Source organism: Granulicella sibirica, assembly GCF_004115155.1.
In the GTDB taxonomy this organism is placed as follows: Bacteria; Acidobacteriota; Terriglobia; order Terriglobales; family Acidobacteriaceae; genus Edaphobacter; species Edaphobacter sibiricus.
Map to the genome: position 1 here is coordinate 2,567,650 of NZ_RDSM01000001.1, position 23,791 is coordinate 2,591,440.

14 protein-coding genes, 1 tRNA gene and 2 pseudogenes are annotated in these 23,791 nt (G+C 55.3%); 6 read left to right on the forward strand and 11 right to left on the reverse strand.

Annotation, left to right across the window (positions count from 1 at the left end):
• Window positions 1–71: 71 nt before the first annotated feature.
• Window positions 72–1,859, reverse strand: a complete 1,788-nt coding sequence (locus tag GRAN_RS10690) for an AI-2E family transporter (RefSeq protein WP_128912848.1) — start codon at window positions 1,857–1,859, stop codon at window positions 72–74.
• A 341-nt stretch (window positions 1,860–2,200) separates the two neighbouring features.
• Here GRAN_RS10690 and GRAN_RS10695 point away from each other — a divergent pair, with 341 nt between their 5' ends.
• On the forward strand, window positions 2,201–2,464 hold the full coding sequence (locus GRAN_RS10695; RefSeq protein ID WP_128912849.1) for a hypothetical protein: 264 nt from the start codon (window positions 2,201–2,203) through the stop codon (window positions 2,462–2,464).
• A gap of 3 nt (window positions 2,465–2,467) precedes the next feature.
• Here GRAN_RS10695 and GRAN_RS10700 read toward each other — a convergent pair whose 3' ends face one another.
• The 7 genes and pseudogenes from GRAN_RS10700 to GRAN_RS10730 form a co-directional block, all read right to left on the reverse strand.
• Window positions 2,468–5,035: a DUF7948 domain-containing protein gene (locus tag GRAN_RS10700; protein ID WP_479680602.1), complete on the reverse strand. Its 2,568-nt coding sequence runs from the start codon at window positions 5,033–5,035 to the stop codon at window positions 2,468–2,470.
• 2,216 nt (window positions 5,036–7,251) lie between these two features.
• Window positions 7,252–7,328: transfer RNA gene (locus tag GRAN_RS10705), tRNA-Val, on the reverse strand.
• A gap of 591 nt (window positions 7,329–7,919) precedes the next feature.
• Window positions 7,920–8,657: pseudogene (locus GRAN_RS10710) on the reverse strand (IS6 family transposase).
• Between the two features lie 327 nt (window positions 8,658–8,984).
• Complete coding sequence (locus GRAN_RS10715; protein ID WP_128912851.1) at window positions 8,985–9,866, reverse strand: oxidoreductase; 882 nt, start codon at window positions 9,864–9,866, stop codon at window positions 8,985–8,987.
• 1,216 nt (window positions 9,867–11,082) lie between these two features.
• Window positions 11,083–11,679, reverse strand: coding sequence for a serine hydrolase (locus tag GRAN_RS10720; RefSeq protein WP_128912852.1), 597 nt, complete (start codon window positions 11,677–11,679; stop codon window positions 11,083–11,085).
• 428 nt (window positions 11,680–12,107) lie between these two features.
• Window positions 12,108–13,037 carry an AraC family transcriptional regulator gene (locus GRAN_RS26995; RefSeq protein ID WP_128912853.1) on the reverse strand — a complete coding sequence of 310 codons (930 nt, stop codon included), beginning with the start codon at window positions 13,035–13,037 and terminating at the stop codon, window positions 12,108–12,110.
• Between the two features lie 116 nt (window positions 13,038–13,153).
• Entirely contained in the window at window positions 13,154–14,497 is a 1,344-nt protein-coding gene (locus GRAN_RS10730; protein WP_128912854.1) for an FAD-binding oxidoreductase, read from the reverse strand.
• Between the two features lie 287 nt (window positions 14,498–14,784).
• On the opposite strand from GRAN_RS10730, the gene GRAN_RS26645 reads away from it, so the two are divergent.
• The gene (locus GRAN_RS26645) at window positions 14,785–14,976 is read left to right on the forward strand and encodes a LysR family transcriptional regulator (RefSeq protein WP_128913093.1); all 192 of its coding nucleotides are present in this window, start codon (window positions 14,785–14,787) and stop codon (window positions 14,974–14,976) included.
• Between the two features lie 69 nt (window positions 14,977–15,045).
• On the forward strand, window positions 15,046–17,760 hold the full coding sequence (locus GRAN_RS10740) for a TonB-dependent receptor (RefSeq protein ID WP_128912855.1): 2,715 nt from the start codon (window positions 15,046–15,048) through the stop codon (window positions 17,758–17,760).
• Window positions 17,761–18,159: 399 nt separating this feature from the next.
• Here GRAN_RS10740 and GRAN_RS10745 read toward each other — a convergent pair whose 3' ends face one another.
• Both GRAN_RS10745 and GRAN_RS10750 read right to left on the reverse strand, forming a co-directional pair.
• Complete coding sequence (locus GRAN_RS10745; protein WP_128912856.1) at window positions 18,160–18,804, reverse strand: hypothetical protein; 645 nt, start codon at window positions 18,802–18,804, stop codon at window positions 18,160–18,162.
• A gap of 282 nt (window positions 18,805–19,086) precedes the next feature.
• Window positions 19,087–19,842, reverse strand: a complete 756-nt coding sequence (locus GRAN_RS10750) for a COG4705 family protein (RefSeq protein ID WP_128912857.1) — start codon at window positions 19,840–19,842, stop codon at window positions 19,087–19,089.
• Between the two features lie 248 nt (window positions 19,843–20,090).
• Between GRAN_RS10750 and GRAN_RS10755 the strand changes: the two genes are divergently transcribed.
• The 3 genes from GRAN_RS10755 to GRAN_RS26160 all read left to right on the forward strand — a co-directional run bounded on the left by GRAN_RS10755 (window position 20,091) and on the right by GRAN_RS26160 (window position 22,768).
• Complete coding sequence (locus tag GRAN_RS10755) at window positions 20,091–20,765, forward strand: response regulator transcription factor (protein WP_277751202.1); 675 nt, start codon at window positions 20,091–20,093, stop codon at window positions 20,763–20,765.
• Entirely contained in the window at window positions 20,762–22,174 is a 1,413-nt protein-coding gene (locus GRAN_RS10760) for a sensor histidine kinase (protein ID WP_128912859.1), read from the forward strand. The genes GRAN_RS10755 and GRAN_RS10760 overlap by 4 nt, the downstream gene beginning before the upstream one ends.
• Before the next feature lie 198 nt (window positions 22,175–22,372).
• Window positions 22,373–22,768, forward strand: a complete 396-nt coding sequence (locus GRAN_RS26160) for a recombinase family protein (RefSeq protein ID WP_241654460.1) — start codon at window positions 22,373–22,375, stop codon at window positions 22,766–22,768.
• Between the two features lie 578 nt (window positions 22,769–23,346).
• On the opposite strand, the pseudogene GRAN_RS27000 reads toward GRAN_RS26160, so the two are convergent.
• A pseudogene (locus tag GRAN_RS27000) lies at window positions 23,347–23,790 on the reverse strand (aromatic-ring hydroxylase C-terminal domain-containing protein).
• Window position 23,791 lies beyond the last annotated feature (1 nt).

A 23,791-nucleotide genomic window follows, 5' to 3' on the forward strand; every position in this document is an offset into this window, starting at 1 on the left:
GATTTTTGAAGCAAGTTCCTCGCTTGCAGTGACTTAGCGGGAGGCATCCAAAGGTAGTGCCTCAAAAGACTCTATCTTCGCCACGCCTCAACTTGCTGCAGGGCTTGTTTGAGTGTTGCTACCACGGCATCGGGCCTTGCGTTTCCAAAGCGTCCGATGATTTCTTCGCCATCCTCGGGAGAGTTCCAGAGCGCTACCGCAATACGGTTCTTGGGTAGGTGGCTTCTTAGCTTTATGCAAAGAGCACGCGCCTGGGCGAACGCGAATGGGGGAAGAGCGGAGATGAAGACGACGGTCTGCGTCTCCGTCGCGAGCCCTGCGAGGATCTCCTCAGAGAGTGCTTCCGCTGAGAGTTTGAGGGTCTGGTGGCCATCGCGCTCAAGCAACTGGGTGAGCATGCTTGTGGTGAGGTCGTCGGCCTGGTCATTGGCCGAGAGGCAGACGATGGCGAACTCTTTCGAGACACGGACGTGCATCTTCTCGATGAGCAGCGCACGCTCCGACTTTGGCTCGGCCGGTGGCCCCTCCTGAACGTACGACGTCATTTTGGCTACGAGTTCTCCCAGGCTGAGGAGCACGAACTTCGAACGGATGTCGTCGAGAGCGCCTTTGTGCCGATCCTCTTCGGCGAGGCTCAGCACTGGAATCACCACGGAATCGTAGAGTTTCACAAGGGGTCTTCCCTTGAGATAGCGCTCGGCGATCGAGGAGGCTTCGACTTGATCGAGCGCGAGCAGACGCTCGTACATGTGGGCTGCCGGAGAGAGCTTTGCGGTGGTTCCTAGGAGGCTGTTGAGGAACGCGAACTGGGGTACGTGTCTTCCGACGACCACGAGGCAGACCGTGAGCGGAGTGGAGAGAACAAGGCCGGGCCAGCCCCAGAGCATCGACCAGAAGATGGCGCTTGCCAGGAGGGCGAGCGACGAGATGCCAGTTCGCTCGCTGAAGAGCCAGGGCTCGACTACATTGGCTGTCAGCATCTCGAGCGTAAAGAAAAGAGCAGCTACCAACATTGGCGGCCACCAGCTCGATGAGACTGCAATGGACAGGATGAGCGGAAAGGCCATTCCCATGAGGGTTCCGACGAAGGGCACGATGCGCAGGGCGCCAGCGATGACTCCCCATAGGGTGGCCTCGGGGATGTGCAGAAAGAAGAGCCCCGTTCCAAAGAGAACGCCGTAACAGGCGTTGATCTGGAACTGCATGACGAGATACTGGCTGATTCGGTCGGTTGCATCCTGAAGGGCGTGGGTCATGACGTTCAGGTTGCCCATGCCGGCGAGCAGGAGAAGCCTGTGCCGTAGCTCCTCGCGGTGGAGCAGCATGTAGATAGTGAAGATGACGACGACGCCAAGCTCCCCGATCGGCTGGAGTGTTCTCATGAGCAGTTCGGCCGTCGATCGAAGCTGGTCGGACCGCTCGCCGACTACCCGCACGGGAGTTACTTTCTCAGGCGACGACAGTTTTGTGTTCGCCAGGTCGCCGCTCATGTCCTCGATGAGATCTGCCGCTGCTTCGAGTGAGACTTCGGTCTTGGAATGGAGGGACTCGATCTTCTTTTGGATGTTTGCCCGGTAGCTGGGCAGCGTCTCCGCGACGTTCAGAATCTGGTTCGAGAGGACGTATGCGCCCCCAAGCAGAGCGGCGCACAGGAGGCAGCACGCGATGCCCACGGAGATGATTCGCGGGACACCTTTCTTTTCCAGCCGGGAAACTCCGGGAACCAGAACGAAGGAAAGTGTCAGGGCGAAGGCCAATGGAACGAGGAGCACCTTCGCAAAAATGAGGACGAGGACAGCGCCTGCGAGCAGAAGCAGGGAACTAGCTACCCGTGACTCGGGCAGCCTTGCTAAGGGCATGATCACTCCCAGGAGTCCTGCAGAAATGTTTCGGCAAGCATACAGGAGAGGCTTTCGACCCTCTCGAGGAATGAACGACAGAGGGGCCGAACATCTCTAAGCTTTTAACTTGCTGTGGGTTAACCCGGCCGAAGCTTTTTTCGCAAAAAGTACGCAGAGAATACTCTTGACATCCTACATGTTCTCTTTGGGAACCGACCGCGCGAGACTGGCTTGATGCCGTCTCCCCCCGGTCTAAAAAATTACTCCGCTATTGACGAGAACCCTGAACCGAGGGGTCTGACGCTTTGCTGCCTTGCGCGCAAACAACCTCCACGCAGCGTACTTTTCGAGGAGAAATCATGTCAGATAACGTCATCGTCTTCGGTCTTTATGGCAGCATCGTCAATCCACCGCCAGATGCTCCCAATCGAGCACAAACTCTTACCGGATCGATGACAGTGGATGTGACGACGGGAGCGATCATCACACTGGGCTACGATGCAATCGGAAGCGGCACGTTCACTCCAGACACCACGAGTTTCGTGATAGCAGAGAAAACAGGCTATTCGGAAGCTTGCCCGAATAGCCTGCCTTCCCGTCGTGTGCGTTCAATTCAGGGATGATCGTTACTGCTCGATCAGCGCGTTAACCTTCTGCGTTCCCGAGTCATCCCCGATGCTCACCGTGACAGTGACCGGGTTGGTAAGCCCCGTTAGAATCGCACCGCGACCGGTTGCCGCCAGGATGTACTTTCCTTTCGAGCAGCCACCGGTAGCGGCGACAGGAGTAGGTGTCGATCCATTGCTCGGAATGGTGTACGGCCCCGCTCCTGTGATGGCAGTCACGATGCTCACTCCATTGATCGTCCCATGGTAGCTGTAGCCTGCACCATCCTTCACAAAGGAGTTCTTCGGGATTATGACCGAAGAGGGCCCGACGGTGATGGTGACGGATTCGTTGATCGGATCGATGGTGCCGCCGGCGCCCGGCGAGAAGTTCGCCGCGAGGACAAAGCTGTCCTCTGTACTGCGGTTCACCGCGGCTTCCACAACCGGGGCGAAGCTGCAAAACGGTATGCCAAAGGAGAATTTGCTTATGGTCATGGCTCCGAGCTCATAAGCCTCCCCCTCCGGGGTCGGGCGATAAGAATTCGGCCAGGTGGTCTGGTAGGCACCCGGAGTCGTCGGGTAGTTTTTCGGCGTATGATCGACGTCCGCTTGGACCGACCTGCCCTGCATGTAGGCATTTCCTGAGGAATCTAAGGCAACAAAACGATTCATATCGTAACCGTTTCCCCCGATGCGGGTGGAATAGACCAGTCCGGTGCCCGTTGCGTTCAGCCTGGTAAGAAAATCATCCGAAATGTCGGTGTTAAGACTGTGATCGTCTGTGGTGACCTTCTGAAATGCCTCCGCCGTCACGGGAAACTTCGGGTCGCTGGTCTCACCCGAGATGTAGGCCTCCCCTGCTGAGTTCACGACGATCGCCTCGCCAGTACTAAGAAAGCGGCTTCCCCCGGCGAGTAAGGTGCTGTAGACGAGGGCCGTACCCGTGGGATTGAACTTGGTGACGAATGCGGGATAGCAAAGTAGGTTGCAACCTGTTGTTGTCTCGAACGCTCCTGGTGTAGTTGGGACCATGCTGTAAGAGGATGTGCTTCCTGTGACGTAGGCAGACCCTGCGGAATCAGCGGCAATCGCCTGCGGAAGCCCTTGGAAGAAGGTGGAGTACACCACCGCGCTCGCCGTCGGATTGATCTTCATGATGAACGGGACGAGACCGTTATGTGGAGGTACCGTCAGATACGCTCCCGGCGTGACTGGAAAGTCGGGATAGTTCTCAGTGAATCCCGTGAGATAGATGTTGTGCGAGGCATCGATCGCCATGCCCTGGAGGACTACGCCTCCGCCCGCCACCAGCGCCGAATACACCAGGTCCGATCCCTGAGGGTTCAGCTTCGTAATGAAGGCAACATCCTGGTTGTTGTTGATGGGGCCCGTTCGAAAGACTCCCGGGGTCACCGGAAAGCCGTTCGCGTAGGTGGTGCCGGCGACATACGCATTCCCCGCTTCATCGAGCGCGATCACATTGCCTGGTGTCTGAAACTGTTCGCCACTATCCGATAGGAAAGTGGAGTAGACAAGGCCTGTACCCGAGGTATTGAGCTCCGTCACAAACCGAGCCGATGGGTCGCTAAACTTGCGCTGGTAAGCACCCGGTGTTGTGGGGAAGGTGGAACTGTACGCCCCGGCCATGTTGTACGCCTGGCCCGGGATATAAGCATTCCCTGCCTTGCTGACCGCAATGGAGCCCGGCTGCGCGTAGCCCTGGGAGTCTGTGAGGTATGTGCTGTAAACGAGAGCGGAACCATCCTGGTTGAACTTCGTGACAAAGAGACCATAACCGGGAGTCTTCGTCTTCGTCTCGTAGGCCCCAGGCGTCGTCGGCACACCCGACTGGCCGAAATCGCAATAGCCGAGAACGTACGCATTCCCCTGGGCATCGACCCCGATGCCATAAGCGCTCTCATCTCCGGGACCACCAAAGTAGGTCGAGTAGGCGAGCGTTGGATCGATGGTAAGTTGCCTGCTGCGGTCGTACTCCCCAATACGGAACCGGACCTCGTTCGTCCCCGCGAGAACGAAACTGCCATCCACCAGATGCCGCTTCTGCCCGGCGTCCGTCTGGTAGAGGACGGGTTTGTGAAGGAGAATTCCCTTGCCATCCGCAGTAAGATCACCCGCCTCATTAATCCCCAACCGCACGTCCCCGCCCTTCGAGGTCCCATCGACCTTGAACCCGATGGCACTCGTATCGGCACCTGGCTGCACAACAAAATCGAACTCGAGTTGCTTCTGATTCCCGTAGTAGATAAGATCCACCCCCGGGTAAACCTTGCCGTACTCTACTTTCCCGAAGCTTGGCACGCTCGTATGCCACTTCGAGGGATCATTACCGACAAGGTAATTGCTTGTGCCCGGAAGAGGCTCGAGGCCGGAGGCGTTCTTGAGTGTGTTGGCGGCCCCGAGCAGGCTCACATGAAGGATCCTCTCCACCGCAGGTGGCAGGACTCCCTTGGAAGCGTCTCGATCCCCATCGTGGAGCCTCGCGCCAACCAGCGTGAACTCGGCCTTGTCCTGGGAGAAGAAAATCGAATATCCGCCTGCCTTGAGCCATGAAACCGAAGCGCGGATCGGCTTGGCCCTGGTTCGCGGTAAAGCTCAAGGGCAACCTGCCGTAGGCTGCGACTACATTGGGCGAAGCGATGGGTGCCGAGGAATGGTCGGAAGCAAGGGCAGGCGAGAGCATGGACGCAAAGCCGCAGAGAACGGCCAGAAGTTTGGGGGTAAGTTTCATGCGAAGCGCTCCAGCGGGATCATGACGGTTTGCACTCTGGTGAGGGAATGACAGTCATGCGCGGAAACGACTGGCATAGTGGTCGGCTGACGTAGACGATCTTATATGGAGCATAAGGCCGACTGTATGAAGTCCTCGCACACTAAACTCAGCGGCTGAAATGATCGGGCGTCAAGAGCGAACTCTACTTTCAGAGACTCGCCAATTGGGGATATTAGGGATATTGGACATGTTTCGTCGTGAAGGCAACGACACCCCGTGCGTGGAGTGACGAACCGCCTGAAAGTCTGTGATTTCGGCAACGTCGGGGGATTTGGCTGCCCAGGCGGGCGAGGTTCCCGAGTATCAACAGATTGCATGTTGAGTGGGGCCTTCGGATAAACTTCGGGGCATATGGATCTCCAGACCGACATCGACGAAATCAGGGCAAAAATCGCTGCGCTCGAGGTCGATCGAGATCGGTGCACATCCCCCGACGTAAAGGCAAATATCCAGTCGGAAATTGAACGATGGATACGAATTCATGCTCACGTCTTGCTGTCTACGCGATTTGCTAATCCCGACGTAGAAGGAGCGGATCTTGCGCCTGAGGAACCCGTCAGGGAGCCACGCAGCGGCGTTGTGCGTGACCTCGTCACCGCAAGACGGCGGTTCGTCATTGTGTTCGCTCTCGGCTTGATGGTCGGAGCTGCTGTTCTCTGGCTTTTTCTGCGAGCGAGGTAATGGGGGCTTCTGCCAAGCAGCGAACGTCCTTGGAAGTCGCGTTGTCGGCAACTTCGACCCACGCCGAAGCCAATCGGAATCGAAGTTGGTCAAAACGCCGTTTCGCTAGCCGACGATCCCAAGAAAACTCTCTAAAGCGGTTATGGTTACAGGCAAGCGCGCGTTGCTGATGGGGACCCATGCGAGCCACAACCCCTCGACCTGCCCTCGGCCCCCCTTTTGTCCTCCGAGTGACATCGAGACATCGTGCGGCACTAGCCCAGATCAGTCTCGCAGGTGGTGCTCGTTGAAGCCGCGGCTTCGCACCAAATCAGTTGGCACCAAGGCCAGCGAGGACGAGTTCGCGGTTTGCAGACTCGCGCCCGGGCGCGAAAGCTGACGTTCTCGGAGGGGATTCGGGCGTAGCTTTTGGAGCCGAAGAAGTGGGCGATGACGAGGCTGGTCGTGGTAGGTGCGCAAAGTTGGCGCATTCTTGTGTCAGATCAGACACGCAGTCCAGCCGCTTTGAGGATGATGGCACCGAGACGCTTGTGGTCGTCCAACGTTTGGAAGCAATGCGCGCTGAAAAAAGCAGATTTGCCGCAGCCGTAGAGTTGCTGAGTCAGGTGAACAGGAACGGACGCGCAGACACTATGACCATGCTGAGGGCGATTCACGATCTAAGGATCGTTGATCCTGGGACACTCGGTTTGATCTACCAGACTCATGAACTTCTAAACAGGAACTCGACCAGAAATGCTCAGGCAGCAGCCTTTCTTCCCTATGCGCACATCACCTTCTGTGGACTGCTGAATGAGTTTCCGCTGCGCCTCTTTCCCGTCGGTGTGGAGGCTGTCAGTCTGCCTGATGTGCGAAGCGAAGGCATACTGCATGCGATCTATTACCAACTTCGTCTAGACTTTCTGGGACAGCGAGAGATTGAAACGTGTCTCAACTGCGGCGGGCATTTTCCTGTTTATAGACGAGGAACGCGTGGTTGCAAACCTAGATGTCGAACCGCAATAAGCAACCGAAGTTACTGGGCAGACAACGCAGGGAAAATCAACACTACAAGACGCACGATAGCTTTGAGTCAAAAGCAAGAATGCGAGGAGGACGATGGCACTGACAAAGCGCGGTACAACATGGCACACGCAATTCTTCGTGGACGGACACGTTTCGAGGAAGATGCTGGAGCATTACAGCCACGTGAGGCAGGAAGCGAAGTGCGAAGCCGTGAACACACTCTCGGCTAAGCGTCCCAGTAAAGCAACAATCGGAGGTTACGACACGAAGAACGACACAACCAGCCTAGCTGCTGTCGAGGTTCCTTCGGATGTTGTTGATTTGGTGGTAGGCACGAGCGGATTCGAACCGCTGACCTCTACCGTGTCAAGGTAGCGCTCTAACCAACTGAGCTACGCGCCTGCTATGTTTTCAACCAGTTGTCCTAACTCATTGATTCTACTGGTCAACCTGAATTTCCATACTTTCTCCAGATTCCACACTTTCCATTGAATATGACCAATTTCCGGGGGAAACATCCAGTAAACATCCAGTAAGAGACACCAGAGTTGCTGTGGAGGAGACCTGAATCTCGCGGCACTGTCACTGCCTCTTATGATTGTAGCAAAAGTGGTCTCTCTTTTGACGATCTCGATCTCTTCGGCGGAGAAACTTAACAGCCGAACAGCGATTTGCTGCCAACATTCCTTCTCTTGAAGCGTCCCGCACTTGAGTGGTGCTCCCAATCGACCACAGTGTCCGATAAAAAGCTCCTCCTCTAGCCATAAAACAGTCGCCGAGGGCTCTATGCGCCTTTCTCGACTGTTATTGCCCGCTATCCATACTGCCTTTGTCGTCTATCGAGCGCATATCCAGCGGTGATCTAAACTCAGGGACAACGATCTCGTCCGTTCCGTTGTAGGCGTCTCCTACGTCTTTGCCCTACTGGCCTGGGAACCCCGGGGCGCGCCGCATCGTCGACTCTTATCACAGCCGCTTTAAGGCTCTGTTGCATTAACCCTGTTGCGCACAGTTAGCGCTAACGCTGTTCGCGTAGGCAGCGATCGTGAAGACCTCGAACAGCTTGTTTACAAAACGCACCTCGTCTTGGACGTTCGGCTTGCAGGTAAGGCAATGAGCTCTGCGGATCATCCGCATAACTTCGAAGGCTTTGATGGTAGCGGCTGCCGTCTTCATCCTTTGAAAGCCCCGTGTCGGGCGAATGGCTCGCTTGATTGCTGCATGATCCGCCTCAATGATGTTGTTCAATTACTTGCACGTGTGATGCTTGGTCGACCCTGACAACTTGCCCTCTTGCTGCAGCCTGCTGATAGCTTGAGGATACGATCCATGGGCTGTCGTAATCGGGGAGGGTGGCAGTGGCGCATGATCATTAATGCTTTTCCGAGGAAACGATAGGCTGCCCGGGTGTTCCGCCGGTCCGTCAACATGAAGTCGATTAGCAGGCCATGCTTGTCGACAGCCCGGAACAGGTACTTCCACTTGCCGCCAACCTTCACATATGTCTCGTCCACGCGGCGCGAGGTCGCTCGGTAGCTTTGATAGCATCGAACCTCGCTTTTCGAGTTCAGGTGCATAGCGATGGACCCAGCGCTTGATCGTGGACGGATCTACTTCCACGCCGCGCTCCTGCATCATCTCGGCCAGATCGCGATAGGAGATCCCGTAGTTGCAGTACCAGCGAACACACACCAGGATGATCTCAATAGGAAAACGTCGACGCTTGAACATGAGCCATCCCAACGTCTCTACGCCGCCCAAGCTCCTGGCACCGTTCTAAAGCAACAGTGCCCTTTTCCCGGGGCCGCGGACATTCAGTCGCCAACTCCCGGGTCCAAAGCTATCGTTCAGTGTCTCGAGTCTGACGGTACACGCCCATTCTTCGCTAACCATCCCCTTCCGCTGGCGTTTACGGAGTAACTGCCGCGTGCGCTCCGCTATGGCTCCCACAACGCTCACTGATTATGGTCACGAGAATGGTGTTTGCTTCTAGCCGATTGCAGAACATCACCCTCGTGACGCGCATCATAAGGGACAGAAAGATGGGCCCAAACGGTTCTACGCGGCGTAGCTTCCCATGGCATTCAGCTGGGTCAACATCTCGGCTGATAGCTCAAGGTCAACAGCCTCTAAATTCTCTTTTAGATGTAGCAGTGACGAGGTTCCGGGAATGAGCAGAATATTGGGCGACCGTTTCAATAGCCAATGAAGCGCCACCTGCAATGAGGTGGCGTTTACCGAGGCAGCTGCAACGTCCAACTCAGCAGACTGAAGCGGTGTCATTCCGCCAAGCGGGAAATACGGTACGTAGGCGACGCCTTCTTTATCAAGTTGGTCTATGAAGGCATCGTCCCGGCGTTGGGCCACGTTGTAAAAGTTCTGAACGCAGACAATCTGCGCAATCTTCTTTGCTTCCGCATACTGCTGGGGAGACACGTTGCTCACGCCCAAATGGCGAATAAGGCCTTGCCGCTGCAATTCGGCAAGCGCAGTCATTGGCTCCTCAATCGATCCCTCTGTGGGCCACAACTCGCCGCCTACCCGTAGGTTTACAATTTCCAGCGCATCGAGACCAAGGTTACGCAGGTTCTCATGTGCGCCAGCGGTGATATCACTGGCGGAGACCGCAGGGATCCAAGAGCCACTGTCCCCACGGCGCCAACCCAGCTTCGTAACAATAACGAGGTCGTCGCGATAAGGATGAAGCGTCTGTCTAATGATCTGATTGACCGAGTGTGGACCGTAGTAGTCGCTTGTGTCGATATGATTAACGCCCGCCGCAATTACCTCGTTTAGGACCGCGGAACCCCCGTCACGAGCCTTTGATGGTCCGTATGCGTGTGGCCCTGCCAACTGCATCGCGCCAAAACCCATGCGGCGAACCTGCAGCTGTGTACCGGGAAAGGTGAACATGCCACCGAGATCAGCTTGGTTTGTCATTATTTAGAACTCTCCTAATGTTAGATTCGTAAGCCTTCGCTTCATGTATTGAAGCTGAAGCCGGCAGTCGTGGGTCGGCCGGCTTCGCGTTCATGACACATTCAATCGGATGCGATTGGAACGTCATTCACACCATGCAAACGGTTCCCGCCAACTATGCTTGCTACTCATACGGCGGACCGAGCGGCTTTGCGTTCCACAATGTCCGCCTCGCCGAGGCGCGTGCCTGTCCGCTCAAATCGGTCATAGCGATCGCCGGGACGTATGGGATAGCGTTGGTCCATCAAGAATCAACTCACCGGCCTGAGCGAGATATTCCTGCTTAGCGTCGACATTATGCCAGGCCCTTGGACCTGTCGCATCAACAACCCGGGCACAGCTTGTCTGTCTCGACACCTAATCAGGTCGAGACAAACAAGATGTCGAAGGGATTAATCAATCATTCTCACACGCTGCTTACAGGTGAGGCGATGCCCCCGCCAGGTAACGCGTAGTACTTCAAAGTACTCGATCGAAGCGGCCGCGTGCTCATCGCCTGAGCCTCTCAGGGGGGCCAATGACTCGCGTGGGTGCGCCATGGTCGACTTCAATGATGTTGTGCAGGTATTTGCAGGTACGCTATTTGTCGCGGCAGATAGCCCATCCTCCCGTTGCAGGTCGCGGCTCGTTTCGGATACGAACCGAGTTGGTACGAGGTGAGCGGGGGCAGCCAATGGTCATGATCGCCAGTGCTCTTCCCGGATAGCAATGGGTTGCCGGAGTATCGCCGCTGCCGCCTACCTCCTTCACATACGTCTCATCCAAACGCCACAAAGCAGTTCGCTAGCCCTGGTACCAGCGCACCCGCTTGTCCAACTCCGGCGCATTCAACGCGTGATGGTTAAACCGTCTACCCAACGGCGCTCCTGCATCATCTCCATGAGATCCAAGTAGCTAACGTCGTACTGACAGTAACGATAAACCTACAGCAGGATGATTTCTGCAGGGAGCGCCGGCGCTTGAAGATAATTTATTCAATGCCCCCGTCCTGATGTGAACTTCCAGTCGTGACTGATGAAACAGAGCCGAAGATCCCATGATCTGGCACCAACGTGGGGTGCTCCGAGTTAACGTTCTGCTTTCAATGCTGCGTCATAGCACGCGCGCGCAATCGCCGCTATTGTGTGCTCCACAGCAGCTTCGTCAGCATGTGCATCTCTTACTAAGATCGCCAGTGCTAGGCGCCGCCCGTCGGAAGCGTGATCAATGCGACATCGTTTGTTGCTGCTGCCATGTTGTTGTTATATCCTGCCGTGCCCGTCTTATAAGCGACAATCGTTCCAGCGGGTAGCAGCCCGCATATCCTGTTCGGAAAAGATGGGGAGGAACTCATAATGCTGAGCAGGTACTTTGTGTTCCCGTGAGTGAGGAGGGAGTTCTCCGCGAGCATGCAAAGGAGCTTTACAAACGTGGCAGGTTCACCGGTGTTACGGTACTGTCGCCGTTCATCATCATGCATGCTTGCTTCCGAGTCTCGTATCTGAATACCCTGAAGGCCGAGTGAATCGAGATACTGCTGAACCGGTGCCGTTCCGCCCATCTGCCGCAGCAGTATGTCATTGGCGGTATTATCCGGATGCCCAACCCAGAGTTCCGGTAACTGACGCAGAGGCACATCGACGTTCGCAGCGGTGTACATATCCTGCAATGGGCTGAAAGTATCCTTATAGGTGTCTGAAGGTAAAGAGTGCACTGACTGGTCTAAGGAGAGCTTTCCTTGCCCGACTGCGTGTAGAACTGCGACATTAAGTAGAAACTTGAAAGCAGATTGCATCGGCTCTTGACCATGCGGGTTGAGGTCGCAATTCAGGTTCTGCCACGCAGCGAACAAGCCACTGAGACGATGCCATGAGCCTCTTTGGCGAGATCGTGAATCTGTTGCTGAAGAGGTAACTGGGCTTGAGTGAAGGCGGGAAGGAGTGTGAGCAGTGTGGGCAGTGCGACACGAAGCATTGAGTGTGGTTCCGTTGTTCACTTTGTCGACGCTTTAAACTTGATCTAGCCGTTTATCTGCTGCTGACGGCGGTCCTGTTTCGACGAAGAACTGAAGCGGATCCACGTCGGACACGCATGCTTCAAAACTCTCAACGTTTCAAGATCCCCATTGGTGCCGGTCATCTCGACTTGAAGACCGTTCCGGGTAAGCTTCCCGCCTTCGATCTGGAGCTGAAACAGCGCCCGTCGAAGCGACTTTATATATCGTCATGCAACATGTCCAATGCGGCCACGCGGCGCGCGTTTGCGGCAGGCCCGCCGGTACTTGGCCGGTGAGGCGCCCATAATATTCCGAAATACCTTTCCGAAGGCATTCTCTGACTCGTAGCCGAACGAGGAGGCGATCCGCGACACCGGTTCACTGGACGAGGTTAATCTCGCGCCTGCCAAGATCATCCGCCATCGCGTTAGGTATTCCATCGGAGTCACGCCGACAATGTTCTTGAACCTCTTTGCGAACGTGGACCGCGACAGCCCGGCGTGCCGCGCCAACTCTTGCAGGCTCCAACGATGACCTGGAGCCTCATGGATCCGGGTCATCGCGACTGCCATTGCATCATCGGCAAGCGCGAACAACCAACCGACACTGGTTATTGCAAACTCTTCGACGTGACACCGGAGAATTTGCATGAGGATTATGGTCGCGAGACATTGCGTCATCAATGCACTGCCAGGTTGTGGATGCTTTACTTCATTGATTAGACGGCTCAGAGTCATCGTGAGACCATGATGAACTTCTCTACTGCGACGGTGAATGAGAGGCGGAAGTACGGACCGAAACATCGCCTCGGCGTGACTACTCATAAGCAGGAGCTCTCCACTCACAAGGAAGCAGCCAGCATGATCGTTGCTCCCCTCCGGATAGCTGATCACCGACTTGTCGACGCACCTACAGGTTAGGGAGTGCGCTGTCCCGCGAGGCAGCACCACACAGTCGCCTGCCTCAAGTGTGATTACCGATGGCACACCGCCTACGATGAGGCTACCCTGGCCCGAGACTACCACAAGAAACTTGATAGATCCTTTATCAGGGAACCTTAAGCTCGTACTTCCGGCGAGGCTCACGCTACCTACTTGTTGAACGACGAGGTCGAGGGCCGACATGACTTCCGAAAATGGATCGATAATCTGCTTCATCACCTATTGAAGTAGCGACAGTGGTTAGTAAGCTCTCTGCGACGGCAAGCAAGTCCATGAATGAGCGACGATGTGCTGAGCTCGATGCCGCTTGACGTCATCTGCGGTGCGTTATGTCACAACTGACACACGTTCGAGGAGAAGACATCGTGAGGGTCAAACTTATTTTTGACTGCCCTCAGTCGTGTTCGAGAAGGCTCGTAGAAGTCGTAGGTTCGTTTTTGTTCTGCAGGACCGAGCACATTGGGATAGCCACCAGACAGGGAGAGCTGGGATAGCTCCTCCAACACTTGGTCGAACCATTCTCCCGCCGCAACTCCGTCCTCAACGCTGTCCCAACCTGCGATAACTTCAACGAGGTAGTGGTTTTTTCGAAGCGGATAGGCAGAGCTTTCGAGCTGGATCCGACTTGCTTGTCCATGAAAGTCGTGCAGAAGGAGAACACAGCCTGGAGTGGGTGCGCGCTCTGCGCCTCGCGTGAGAACGTCGACTACTGCGCCGTTCAATACTTCGCAAAAGCGTGCGCTGACTCGATAGTTCTCGTTTGCCGACCATGCTTTCTCGGCTTCACGATCAAAGATTTGGTTGTACGGCGACCATCGCCGGGCGACAACCTTCGAATTGGGCAAGTTGCATAGCTTTTCGAATAGCCGCTCGCCGATTTCAGACTTTTCGCTGAGAAGAGGCTGAAGGAAGAGGCCCTTCTGACCACTATGCAGAGTCACCAGTCCCGAAAGCACGCTTAACCCATCGGGAGATGCTTCGGTGATCTCCTGCAGATGCGACAGCGTCGTGGCCGCCGACGACAGCGGGAAGAGGATCGTCGCGGACTGTACTGTCGGTACCGAAAACAATTCTAGTTCCATCGAAGTTACCACGCCGTAGTTGCCGCCTCCTCCGCGGAGCGCCCAAAAGAGATCGGGATTATCCTGTGCACTGGCAGTGACCACATTGCCGTCTGCGAGCACGACTTGTGCACTTCGCATGGTGTCGCACGCAAGTCCGAAGCGACTGTTCAGCGGGCCGTAACCGCCCCCGAGTGTTAGCCCGGTGTATCCGACGCTTGATACCGCCCCCGTCACGGAGGCCAGATCGTCCGGGAGTTCCAGTAAAACATCGTTGATCAGACTGCCGCCTCCCAGGGTCACCGTACGGCTTTCTCGATCGACATGAACCCGCGACATCGGGCGAAGATTGAGAACGACGCCCCCTTGCACGACCGCAAATCCAGCCCAATGCCGCCCCCCCCCAAGCACCGAAATGGGTACCCCGTATTCTGTTGCCAACTTGACGACCTGCTGCACATTGTCGACAGTCAGGCAATCGACGAGAGCGCGAGGTCTATTGCGGCAAGCTTTATTCCAAAGTGCGGTGTGGACCGCTTGGGCAGCCCGCTCTCCGGTTGAAATCTGAGATCCCAGCGCATCGGTCAAAGCGGTCAAAAACGATTCTTGCTCCATCTATATTCTCCTGTTGTGTTGGTTGGACGCTATGCGACATCCATGCACCGGGCGTGATGCGCCCCTGGTAGCCGCGGAAACCTCGCAGCGCAAGGCAGAGTCTCTCGCCGGAGCCATCAGCAAGGACCAAACAAACACAGTCGTCTGTTTGCACGAACTGTCGCCTTGCGGCTCCTTGCATTCTCTCTACTATCGGATGCGACCAAGAACCATCTGCACCATGCAAAGCAGTAGGCCCGCGCATGATTGAAATTCATGGCTAACTTACGGATACTTCTCTTATGACAATGCGCTTAGATCGGCTTCGGAATGCCGACCTCAACCTCTCGATTTGTTTCGTCATTCTAGCGGAGGAGAAGAATGTAACAAGGGCAGCTATGCGCCTTCGGTTAGCGCAATCCGCTCTCAGCCGATTTCTCCAACGCTTGAGAATGCTTTCTAAGGACGAGCTGCTGGTTCGCGCGAATGGCCAACCGTGAAAACTCTTGATGAGACAAATGACTTCGGCGCTCCGGCTTACCAATGTTGGGATGGACCATCAATGAGGAGTGGTCTTCACGGCTGAGCATGGATTGGTATCGCAAACCAGCAACACCTCCGTTTCCTCAATTTGTTCAATCTTCAGGCAATCTACAGGTTATCTCTCTACGCTGTTTTTCAGAACAACTCACGGGCGCATCACTCATGCCCCGGACTTATTGCTGGAGTCTGCGATCAAACTCTCGAAAACTGTCTTTTTATTGCCCCTCTTATGCCCGCTTCAGTTGTTTGCGCAAATTGGCCCTTTCATCACCGGAACTGTGCAGGATTCTTCCGGCGCAGTAATACGAGGCGCCGTCGTTAGGCTGCTCTCGCAAAAGGGCAGGCCAATCGCTCAACAAGTCACTGATGGAGGAGGAGGATTTCGCTTCTCCTCCGCCACGACCGGCTCGTATGTACTCGACGTGACGGAATCCGGTTTTCGTGAGGCGAGGGTGCTGACCTCGGTGTCGGCTGGGGAGTCTGCCCCAACCCTAATTGTGATGGCCGTCAAGGGGGAAGACGATTCGATATCCGTCGATGGGTCCGCTTTACCCGCTCAGGTGGACACAGCGATCGAAGCTAATCAGAACGCGAATAGCGTGGACCGAAGCGCGCTGGATCGGTTGCCAGTCTTCGATAACGACTATGTCACCACGCTGTCTCGGTTCCTGGATCCAGATTCGATCGGAACCAACGGTGTGACGCTAGTCGTAAACGGGGTAGAGGCAAACGGGCCAGGTGTTACACCATCCGCGGTTGCCAGTGTCAAGATCAACCATGACCCCTATTCCGTTCTATTCTCTAGACCGGGTCGTGCGCGCCTTGAGCTTGAGACGGAGGGCGGAACTCCTCAGTTCCACGGGTCTGCCACGTTTCTCTACCGCGACTCCCTCTTTGATGCGCAGCCCGCGTTCGCTGCTGTGAAACCGGCTGAACAACGGACCTATTATGAAGGTTCGCTCACTGGTCCACTTTCTCGGGACAAGAAGACCACCTTCCTCGTGTCGTTTGAACGCGATAACGACAATCTGCAGTCGATCGTGGATGCAGCGCTACCGACAGGTGAGATCCATGAGAATGTACCCAGTCCGATCCACCACTACATTCTATCGGAGCGTGTTTTCCACGACTACGGGCAAGCCAACCACTTCTGGATTGGCTACTCATATGAGCACGGGACGGATGCCAACGTGGGCGTAGGCGGCACCGTATTGCCGGAAGCTGGCACGGATACAGTCGGGTTCGAGCATGAGATCAACGTCCAGGACACGTATGTCGCGTCCCCAAAGCTCGTAAACTTAGTGCACTTTCTCGTCGGTCACAACGATAGCCGAATCCGGAGCACAACCGACGCTGCGCAAATCGCAGTGTCGGGATCTTTCACTGGTGGTGGGGCGCAGGCCGACACATTCAGGACGGAATCGCACTTCGACGGTGTTGACATCGTGACCTACAGCAGCGGGAAGCAGGTCATCAAGTTCGGGATCGATGTCCCAGACATTAGCCGGCGGGGGAACGACGACTTTACGAACCAGCTTGGCACATATTCTTTCGATAGCTTACAGAGCTACCAGGCCAGTCAGCCATTTCAATACATCGTGCAGACTGGTTCAGGGCACGTAGCATTTGTCGAAAAAGTGGTCTCTGGCCTATTCGCAGATGACGTACGTGTTTCGCCGAAACTCTCGATTTCGGCAGGCGTGCGCTACTACTTTCAGAACTACTTCCATGATGTCCCGCACAACGTGGCCCCGCGCTTGAGCTTAGCCTATGCACCCTTCCGCAAGGGTTCCACCGTGGTGCGGGGGGGAGCAGGCTTTTTCTTTGACCGCACGGGTCCTTCTCCGATCGCCGACCTGGTGCACTACAACGGCGCGAACCTACTACGATTGATTCTCATCGATCCTACTTATCCCGCCACTCCCATAGAGGTCTCCGCTGTACCGACGAGTCTTGTCACGCTGGACCCTCGAGCGCGAATTCCTTACACACTTCAATATGGTCTTGGTGTCGAGCAGCAGGTCACGGCTAAGAGCACAGCCGCAATCAACTACATAGGCGCAAGAGGCATTGACCTTTTTCGATCGATCAACACGAACGCCCCGCAAACACCCGGCTTTTCAGCAAATCCCAATCGCTCTCTAGGACAAGTTCGAGAGATCCAGTCGAAAGGGTACCTGAAAAGCAACTCTCTGGAATTCACTTTCCGAGGTTCCCCGACTCCATACTTCACGGGCCAGGTCCAGTATGTGCTAGCAAAGACATACAACAATACCGGCGGAATCCGATACTTTCCTGCCGACAGCTACGATCCAAACGCAGACTGGTCTCGGTCAGATAACGACAGGCGCCATAAACTTAATCTTCTCGGAACTGTTCACGCGAGAAGATGGTTTGATCTAGGCACAGCATTATCGGTAAACTCGGGCATGCCAACCAATGTGACCACCGGCGACGATAACAATAGCGACGGTGTCATAAATGACAGACCTGCTGGAATACCCCGCAACTCTTTGCATGGCCCGGATTATCTTGACCTGGATCTCGACCTATCACGTGAATTCGCAGTGACGAAGGATACGAAGGGGCCGACATTTACGTTATCGTTGAATTCGTTCAACACGCTTAATCATCAAAACGATGTCACGTATGTTGGCATCGTCAGCTCGCCCTTCTTTGATAAAGCGGTAGCAGCCCAACCTTCGCGGCGCTTGCAACTCAACCTACAGATTAAGTTTTAGGAGCATACAGAGAGAAGAGTCTCGTATGCGAACGGACTGTCGATCTGCCAACTATCACGAGGAGAATGCTCTCTCTGATTATCGTGAACCAACACGTAGGCCTCTTGGGATTGGATAAATGCGGACTATGGCAATTTACACCGTCGCTGCAGACCGTTCCCTGCAAAAGGAGAGCCGTTTTGGTTTGGATGGACCAACTCATACGAAAACTGAGAAGTCCTCAGTGATAGATAGCTTTCCAGAAGCAGTCGCGGCTAAAGAGCGCAACGCACCTCCTTTCCTGAGTACTGGATCGTTCATTTTGCACATTCGGGGGAATCATCTTGCACGCAGGCTCGAGCACGCTTTGAAGTCACCCGTTGCCGCGAGCGCCGGGTATTCGCGGAGCCGGCACCCTTTTCATCGCCCGGTCCTTCTGCCGACCAGACGCCATACAAAGGTAAAGTCGAAGCTCGAGATAGTCCGATCAAGCCGATCCCCCGCAACTTGTCCCCAGTGTGTCTTCTTCCGAATCCCCAGCCACACAAAGTAGGCGACGTGGAAAGCGCATAGCCATTCCAGCGCAGCTGTGACGAATACATGTGAATTGATCGCACCGTTGAGAGAAGAGCGATCAGTCAATCCTCTTGTGTGAGGGATGACCCGGGCCCCCGGACGCAGGTACGCGATGAGGAGTCCGGATATGACAGAGGCTGCCACGCCGAGGTATATCCCCAAGTTCATCAGCAGTCTGAGGTTCGAAGACAATGTCGGAGCGAATGCAATTGTCCAGCGGCCGCCGGCGGAATGCCGACGGCTCGCCCACATAAATCGTACGAAAAAAATCAGCCCCACAACAACGCCTACCTTCACTTCTCCTTTCATCGCAACCGAACTATTCATAGCTCGGTTCGATTCACCATTGCTGATAAAGGCGTAGAGCAGCACGACAGCACTGATCCAGTGAATACTTCCGTTGAACAGCCTCAAAGAACGAGAAGAGGCTTGTTGCGGAACAGCGGTTTCAGGTTGCCGCGGTGGTCTAAGAAAACTGGATTTTTCCATGTCACAAACCTCTGTTCGAAGCAAGACGCAATGACCTTTCAGGGCACCCGATGGAGTCGGCAGTGACGTCACTCTCTGCCCGAACTCAGCAATCGAGTAAAGATGGACACTGTAGAGTTTTCTAAATAGACCGGTGACAAGGCCGGACTCTCGCGTATTTGATTCCGAGAACCGTTTGGGTCGCTCTCTTTCCAGTCTGAGTTACTCAACGATTGATGATCACGGCGTATGAATACGAGAATATTGACCGGACAAATGGTGACGCTCAGACGCCTCGGGACGTCACTTCGAGGGGGACGCAATGCGCGAGCCCGTATCTTCCGCTCTCCAGGACTCACTTTTCCAGAAGAGCAGAACTGACAAGAAGGCAACTCCTGTGATGAGGGTGCTGATCGATAACCCGAAATACAATGTGTGGTTCTCAGCGAGCCAGTCTCCCATCGACGTTCCGGCCGTACGGGCAATCGCTACGGTGACCCAGTACACGACAGGCATCTTCGCTGTGCTTTGTCGCCCGAAGAACAGCACAATCAGGAGAATTGCGCCAAGACCAAGCGATGAGGAGCCTTCCCCCAAAATGTCCGAGCATAGATCACCTCCCAATGTTCCGAACACACCTGCGGCCAGCATCGCGATCCAGTAAGCAATGTTTGTGTTAGGCAGGGTATTCGATGAACTGACAGTGCCGCGTTTGGTGAAGGAGCTGATCCAAGCAAAGAAGCAAAGGATCACGGTGACGCCGAGACCGAGCAACACCGGCGGAACTTTGGCGATGTAGGCGAGGTAATCTGCAATGTTGGTCGCGCCTGTGCGAATGATTATGATGATCAGCCAGTAGTAGACTTGATGGCGTCGGTTCTCGAAGCGCTCAGTCGCGAACACGAGAGCAGCAAGAAGGGACAGTACGCCGACCCCTTGAATAAGACCAAGACCGCTCTTGTGCGCATAGAGGTCTCCAAGATTTGTGCCGAATATGCTGGAAAGTGTGATTGCTGTCCAATATCTGATGTCGATCGGCGGCATGTGTAAACGCTTCATTTCAACCTCCTAAGCTTTAGAGAATACGGCACCTTAGATCATCGGGCGTCGATGTTGACGGTCCTCATGTCTGCGGATGTGGGCTTCTCTGGCCTCCGCAGACATGGAGGCGAGCAATTGCGCCACGAACACCGCACTCAAGAAGAGGCTATGACCCCTTGCTGAAGATCTCCTGAAGATCATTCACTTGGCCCGCGTTCAGAATGTTCCGGCCGTAATAATCTGAACGTAGAGGTAGAGCTGTGCATGTGCTCATTGTCGAAGACAAGAAACAAGTAGCTCGAATGCTTAAGAAGACTTTAGAGGAGAAGGGTCATTCTGCCGTCATCTGCTTCGATGGACCGAGCGGTCTTGCTCACGCGGGGAGCGGGTACTTCGATGTCGTTGTCCTTGACATGATGCTACCTCACATGGATGGTAGTGAGGTCGTCCGACGTCTAAGGGCCTCAAACAATCGCATACCGGTGCTCGTCCTCACCGCACGAGACACAATCTCCGATATGGTCTCGACTCTTGACCTGGGCGTTGATGACTACCTGACTAAGCCGTTTGCCGTTGCTGAGTTCATGGCGCGCCTGCGGGCAGTTGCCAGGCGCGGTCCCGCTATCCTCGGCGTGCGTCTTGAAGTTGCGGATCTCGTCCTCGACCCTACAGCTGGCGATGTCACTAGAGGAGGAAGGCTCGTCGCGCTAACACGCAAGGAGTATCTACTGCTTGAGTTTTTGATGCGCCGTCCAAACCAAGTACTAAGCCGCGCGTCGATAATAGAGCGCGTATGGGGTCTCGCCGATGACACAGCAGAAAACACTTTAGAAGTGTTCATTCGCAACCTAAGAGGAAAGATTGACATTAATCGCGAATCGAAGTTGATACAAACTGTGCGGGGAGTGGGCTATCGGCTCATGTCTGGAGCTCCCGATTGAAACCACTCCCCATTCGTGTCCGCCTCACCGTTTGGTACCTTGGCGTTGTTTGCCTTACGTACCTGCTCTTGTCCGTCGGTATGTACTTTGGAATGCGAAGCGCAATCCAGCGCTCCGTCGATCACGATCTCCGGGCGCGCATGGAAGAAATGCAGCAGTTTCTCCTCCTTCATGAGGCGTCCAGCGAATCAAGCATGCCCAACGAATTTCGCAAAGCTTCAGGCGTTCAACCTGGCGAAGATTTCTATCAGCTCACAAACGCTAGCGGATCATGGCTCTACCAGACACCGTCGATGGTTGCGCTTCGCGTCCCTGCTGAAGCTCCGGACCTGAGTTGCGCGCCTCATTTCTACACCATTCAGCGCCCCCGGCGAACCAGCATCCGGGTTTTGGCAGCAACGATCCGACAAAGCGATCGACTTTACCTCGTCCAAGTAGCCGAAGTCGTAAGTTCTCTGAATAAAGTTCTGTTATGGTTCCGCTTTATCGCATTCTGGACACTTCCTGCGGTACTCATTCTGGCAGGTGCGGGGGGGTATTGGCTTAGTGGGCGTGCGATGAAGCCCGTCCGCGCCATCACGCAGGCAGCCCAGGTGATTTCCGGACAAAGTCTTTCAAAGCGACTTGTCTTGCCAGTTGCTCAAGATGAGCTATACCACCTTACGAGTACCTTGAACGGAATGCTCCTCCGACTTGAAAAAGCGTTTACGAGAGTCGCGCAATTTACGGCGGATGCTTCCCACGAACTTCGAACACCGATCGCAGCGATACGGACTACGTCCGAGGTCATATTGGAACGACCCAGGTCCGTCGCCGAATATGAAGAGATGGTTGGACAGATACTCACGGAAGCGGAGTACACAAGCGATTTGGTTGAAAACCTTTTGACGCTGGCAAGGGCTGATGCCAATCCAGCGTCGTTGGATATGTCTGTTCTTGACGTCGGCCAGATCGTTGAAGAAGTGGTTACAACGAGCCGGGCACTCGCTGCGCGTAAAGAGCTTACGTTGAGTGCCGAGATTCCCGCAACACCCGTGGCTGTCTTGGCAGAACGGCAAGCTTTGAAAAGGGTCCTGCTGATCTTCTTAGATAATGCAATTCGATACACACCTGTCGGTGGACGGGTTGGTGTTCTGCTAGTTATTCGCCAAGAGAGAGTCGTCATCGAGGTGTCCGACAATGGAATCGGCATCGCTGAGGCCGAACTGCCCCGCGTTTTTGAGCGTTTCTATCGTGCCACCAGTGCTCGCGACGCAGACATTGAAGGTTCAGGCCTGGGTCTATCTATAGCAAAGTGGATTGTGGATGCTCATCATGGCGCCATTGAGGTCCAAAGCGAGATAGACAACGGAACAGTCTTTCGACTGCAGTTGACAACGCTAGAGACTGCGTACGCACGAGGCAAATAAGACTTAACCGTATTGAGTTGTCCGCCACAGATCAGCAGAGACGTCGCTCTCGTGCCCGAACTCTGCAATCAGAGTGAAGGATCGCCAGCTCGAAGGCGTGAAGGTAGACCGCCGTTTCGTGGATCACGTATCAGAAAAGGACGTGAAGCGGCGGCAGCTCACGGCCCTGCTGTCGTTCGTTCGCGAGGGAGACGCTGGGTGTGTCACTCGATGGACCGGCTCGGCCGCAACCTGGACGACCTCCGCAAGTTGGTACTTGGTCTGACAGAGCGCGGCGTGCGCGTGGAGTTTCGCAAGGAAAACCTCATCTTCGCCGGCAAGGATCCACCGATGGCGAATCTGCTTCTGAGCGTGATGGGTGCCATCGAGGAGTTTGAGAGGCAGTTGATTCGGGAGCGCCAGCGAGAGGGAATTGCAATAGCGAAAAACGGGGCCTGTATAACGGCAGGCCAGCAACCGCAATGCGGATGCTGTTGTCTCGCTCGTGCAGAGGCTGGAGGCCGGGGAGGAACCCTCGGTGCTTGCGCGAGCGTTTGGGATCTCGCGGATGACGCTGACCGCTATCGAACGAAAGCGGTGGGCGCGGACGGGTGAATCATGCAGCGCATCGTGGCAGAGTTGTACGCGGAGACTCTTGAGGGGCGTGGTGGACGATGGAATTCCTAGTGCGCCTACCTGCTGACTGGCTTGAGATTGCCATGGTCCGAGCTGGTTTCGAAGCAAAAGGGGGTAAGCTGGAAGGCTGGTTCGTCTCACAGGGCAAAAACCACATGCGCCATAGCAAACTCTCGCGTTGCGGAAACGTTCTGTTTGCGCAATCCGGAAAGACTGCCTTTTCGGTCCCCTCGGCCCCAACATCCGAGAATGCGACTTGCACTAAGACTTGCCGGTAGCAAACTGAGGCGTGCGCCGACGATGCTTGGGAGATCTCCCGGTTCCCGAACAAGGGGCGTCTCTGCACGCCAGGGTCTAAGACCACGCAGGGGCAGTGCAGGCACTCGCAAGATCGTGCACATCCGTATTGCCATCCACCACCCTAACGGCGTCGGCAAACTCGGCGTCTCTGTCCCTAAACTCTACCGGTGGATCCCGGACTCCTCACACCTTGGCGTGCTCGATCGTCCGTTTCCTGACGGGACCCCAGGCTTAGCTGTAGGACTCCACACTTGAGATTACTGCGGCAGGTTGGATGCGGGTTGCTTTCCTAGAACCTGTCTCAGCGCATCTGCAAGGTTGCTCGAGTGATGCGAGCTGTTCGCTTTCTGTCGCCAAGCGATATAGCCGTCTGGGCGTACGAGCAATCATCCATCATCGTCAATCTCGCGTCGAGATTGCCACTCAAACAGCAGGTCGGTCACCACACAACCTGGTCCGATCGCAACCGCCGTGATCTCGACGCCAGATTCTGCACCGACTTCTTCCGCTGCCGTGACCCACGCATCCCCTCCCACACCCGTCAAGAGTGTAAAACGCCCTGCTCCGACTAAATCTAGGGTCGAGACCTGCACACCATTTCGCTGAACCCAGGCGTGAGGAAGGTGTGCTCCAGGAGGAGTTGTAACGAACGGTATCAGGTCGCGTTGTGATGGTTTGTCCTTCGGCTCTTCATCTGCAATA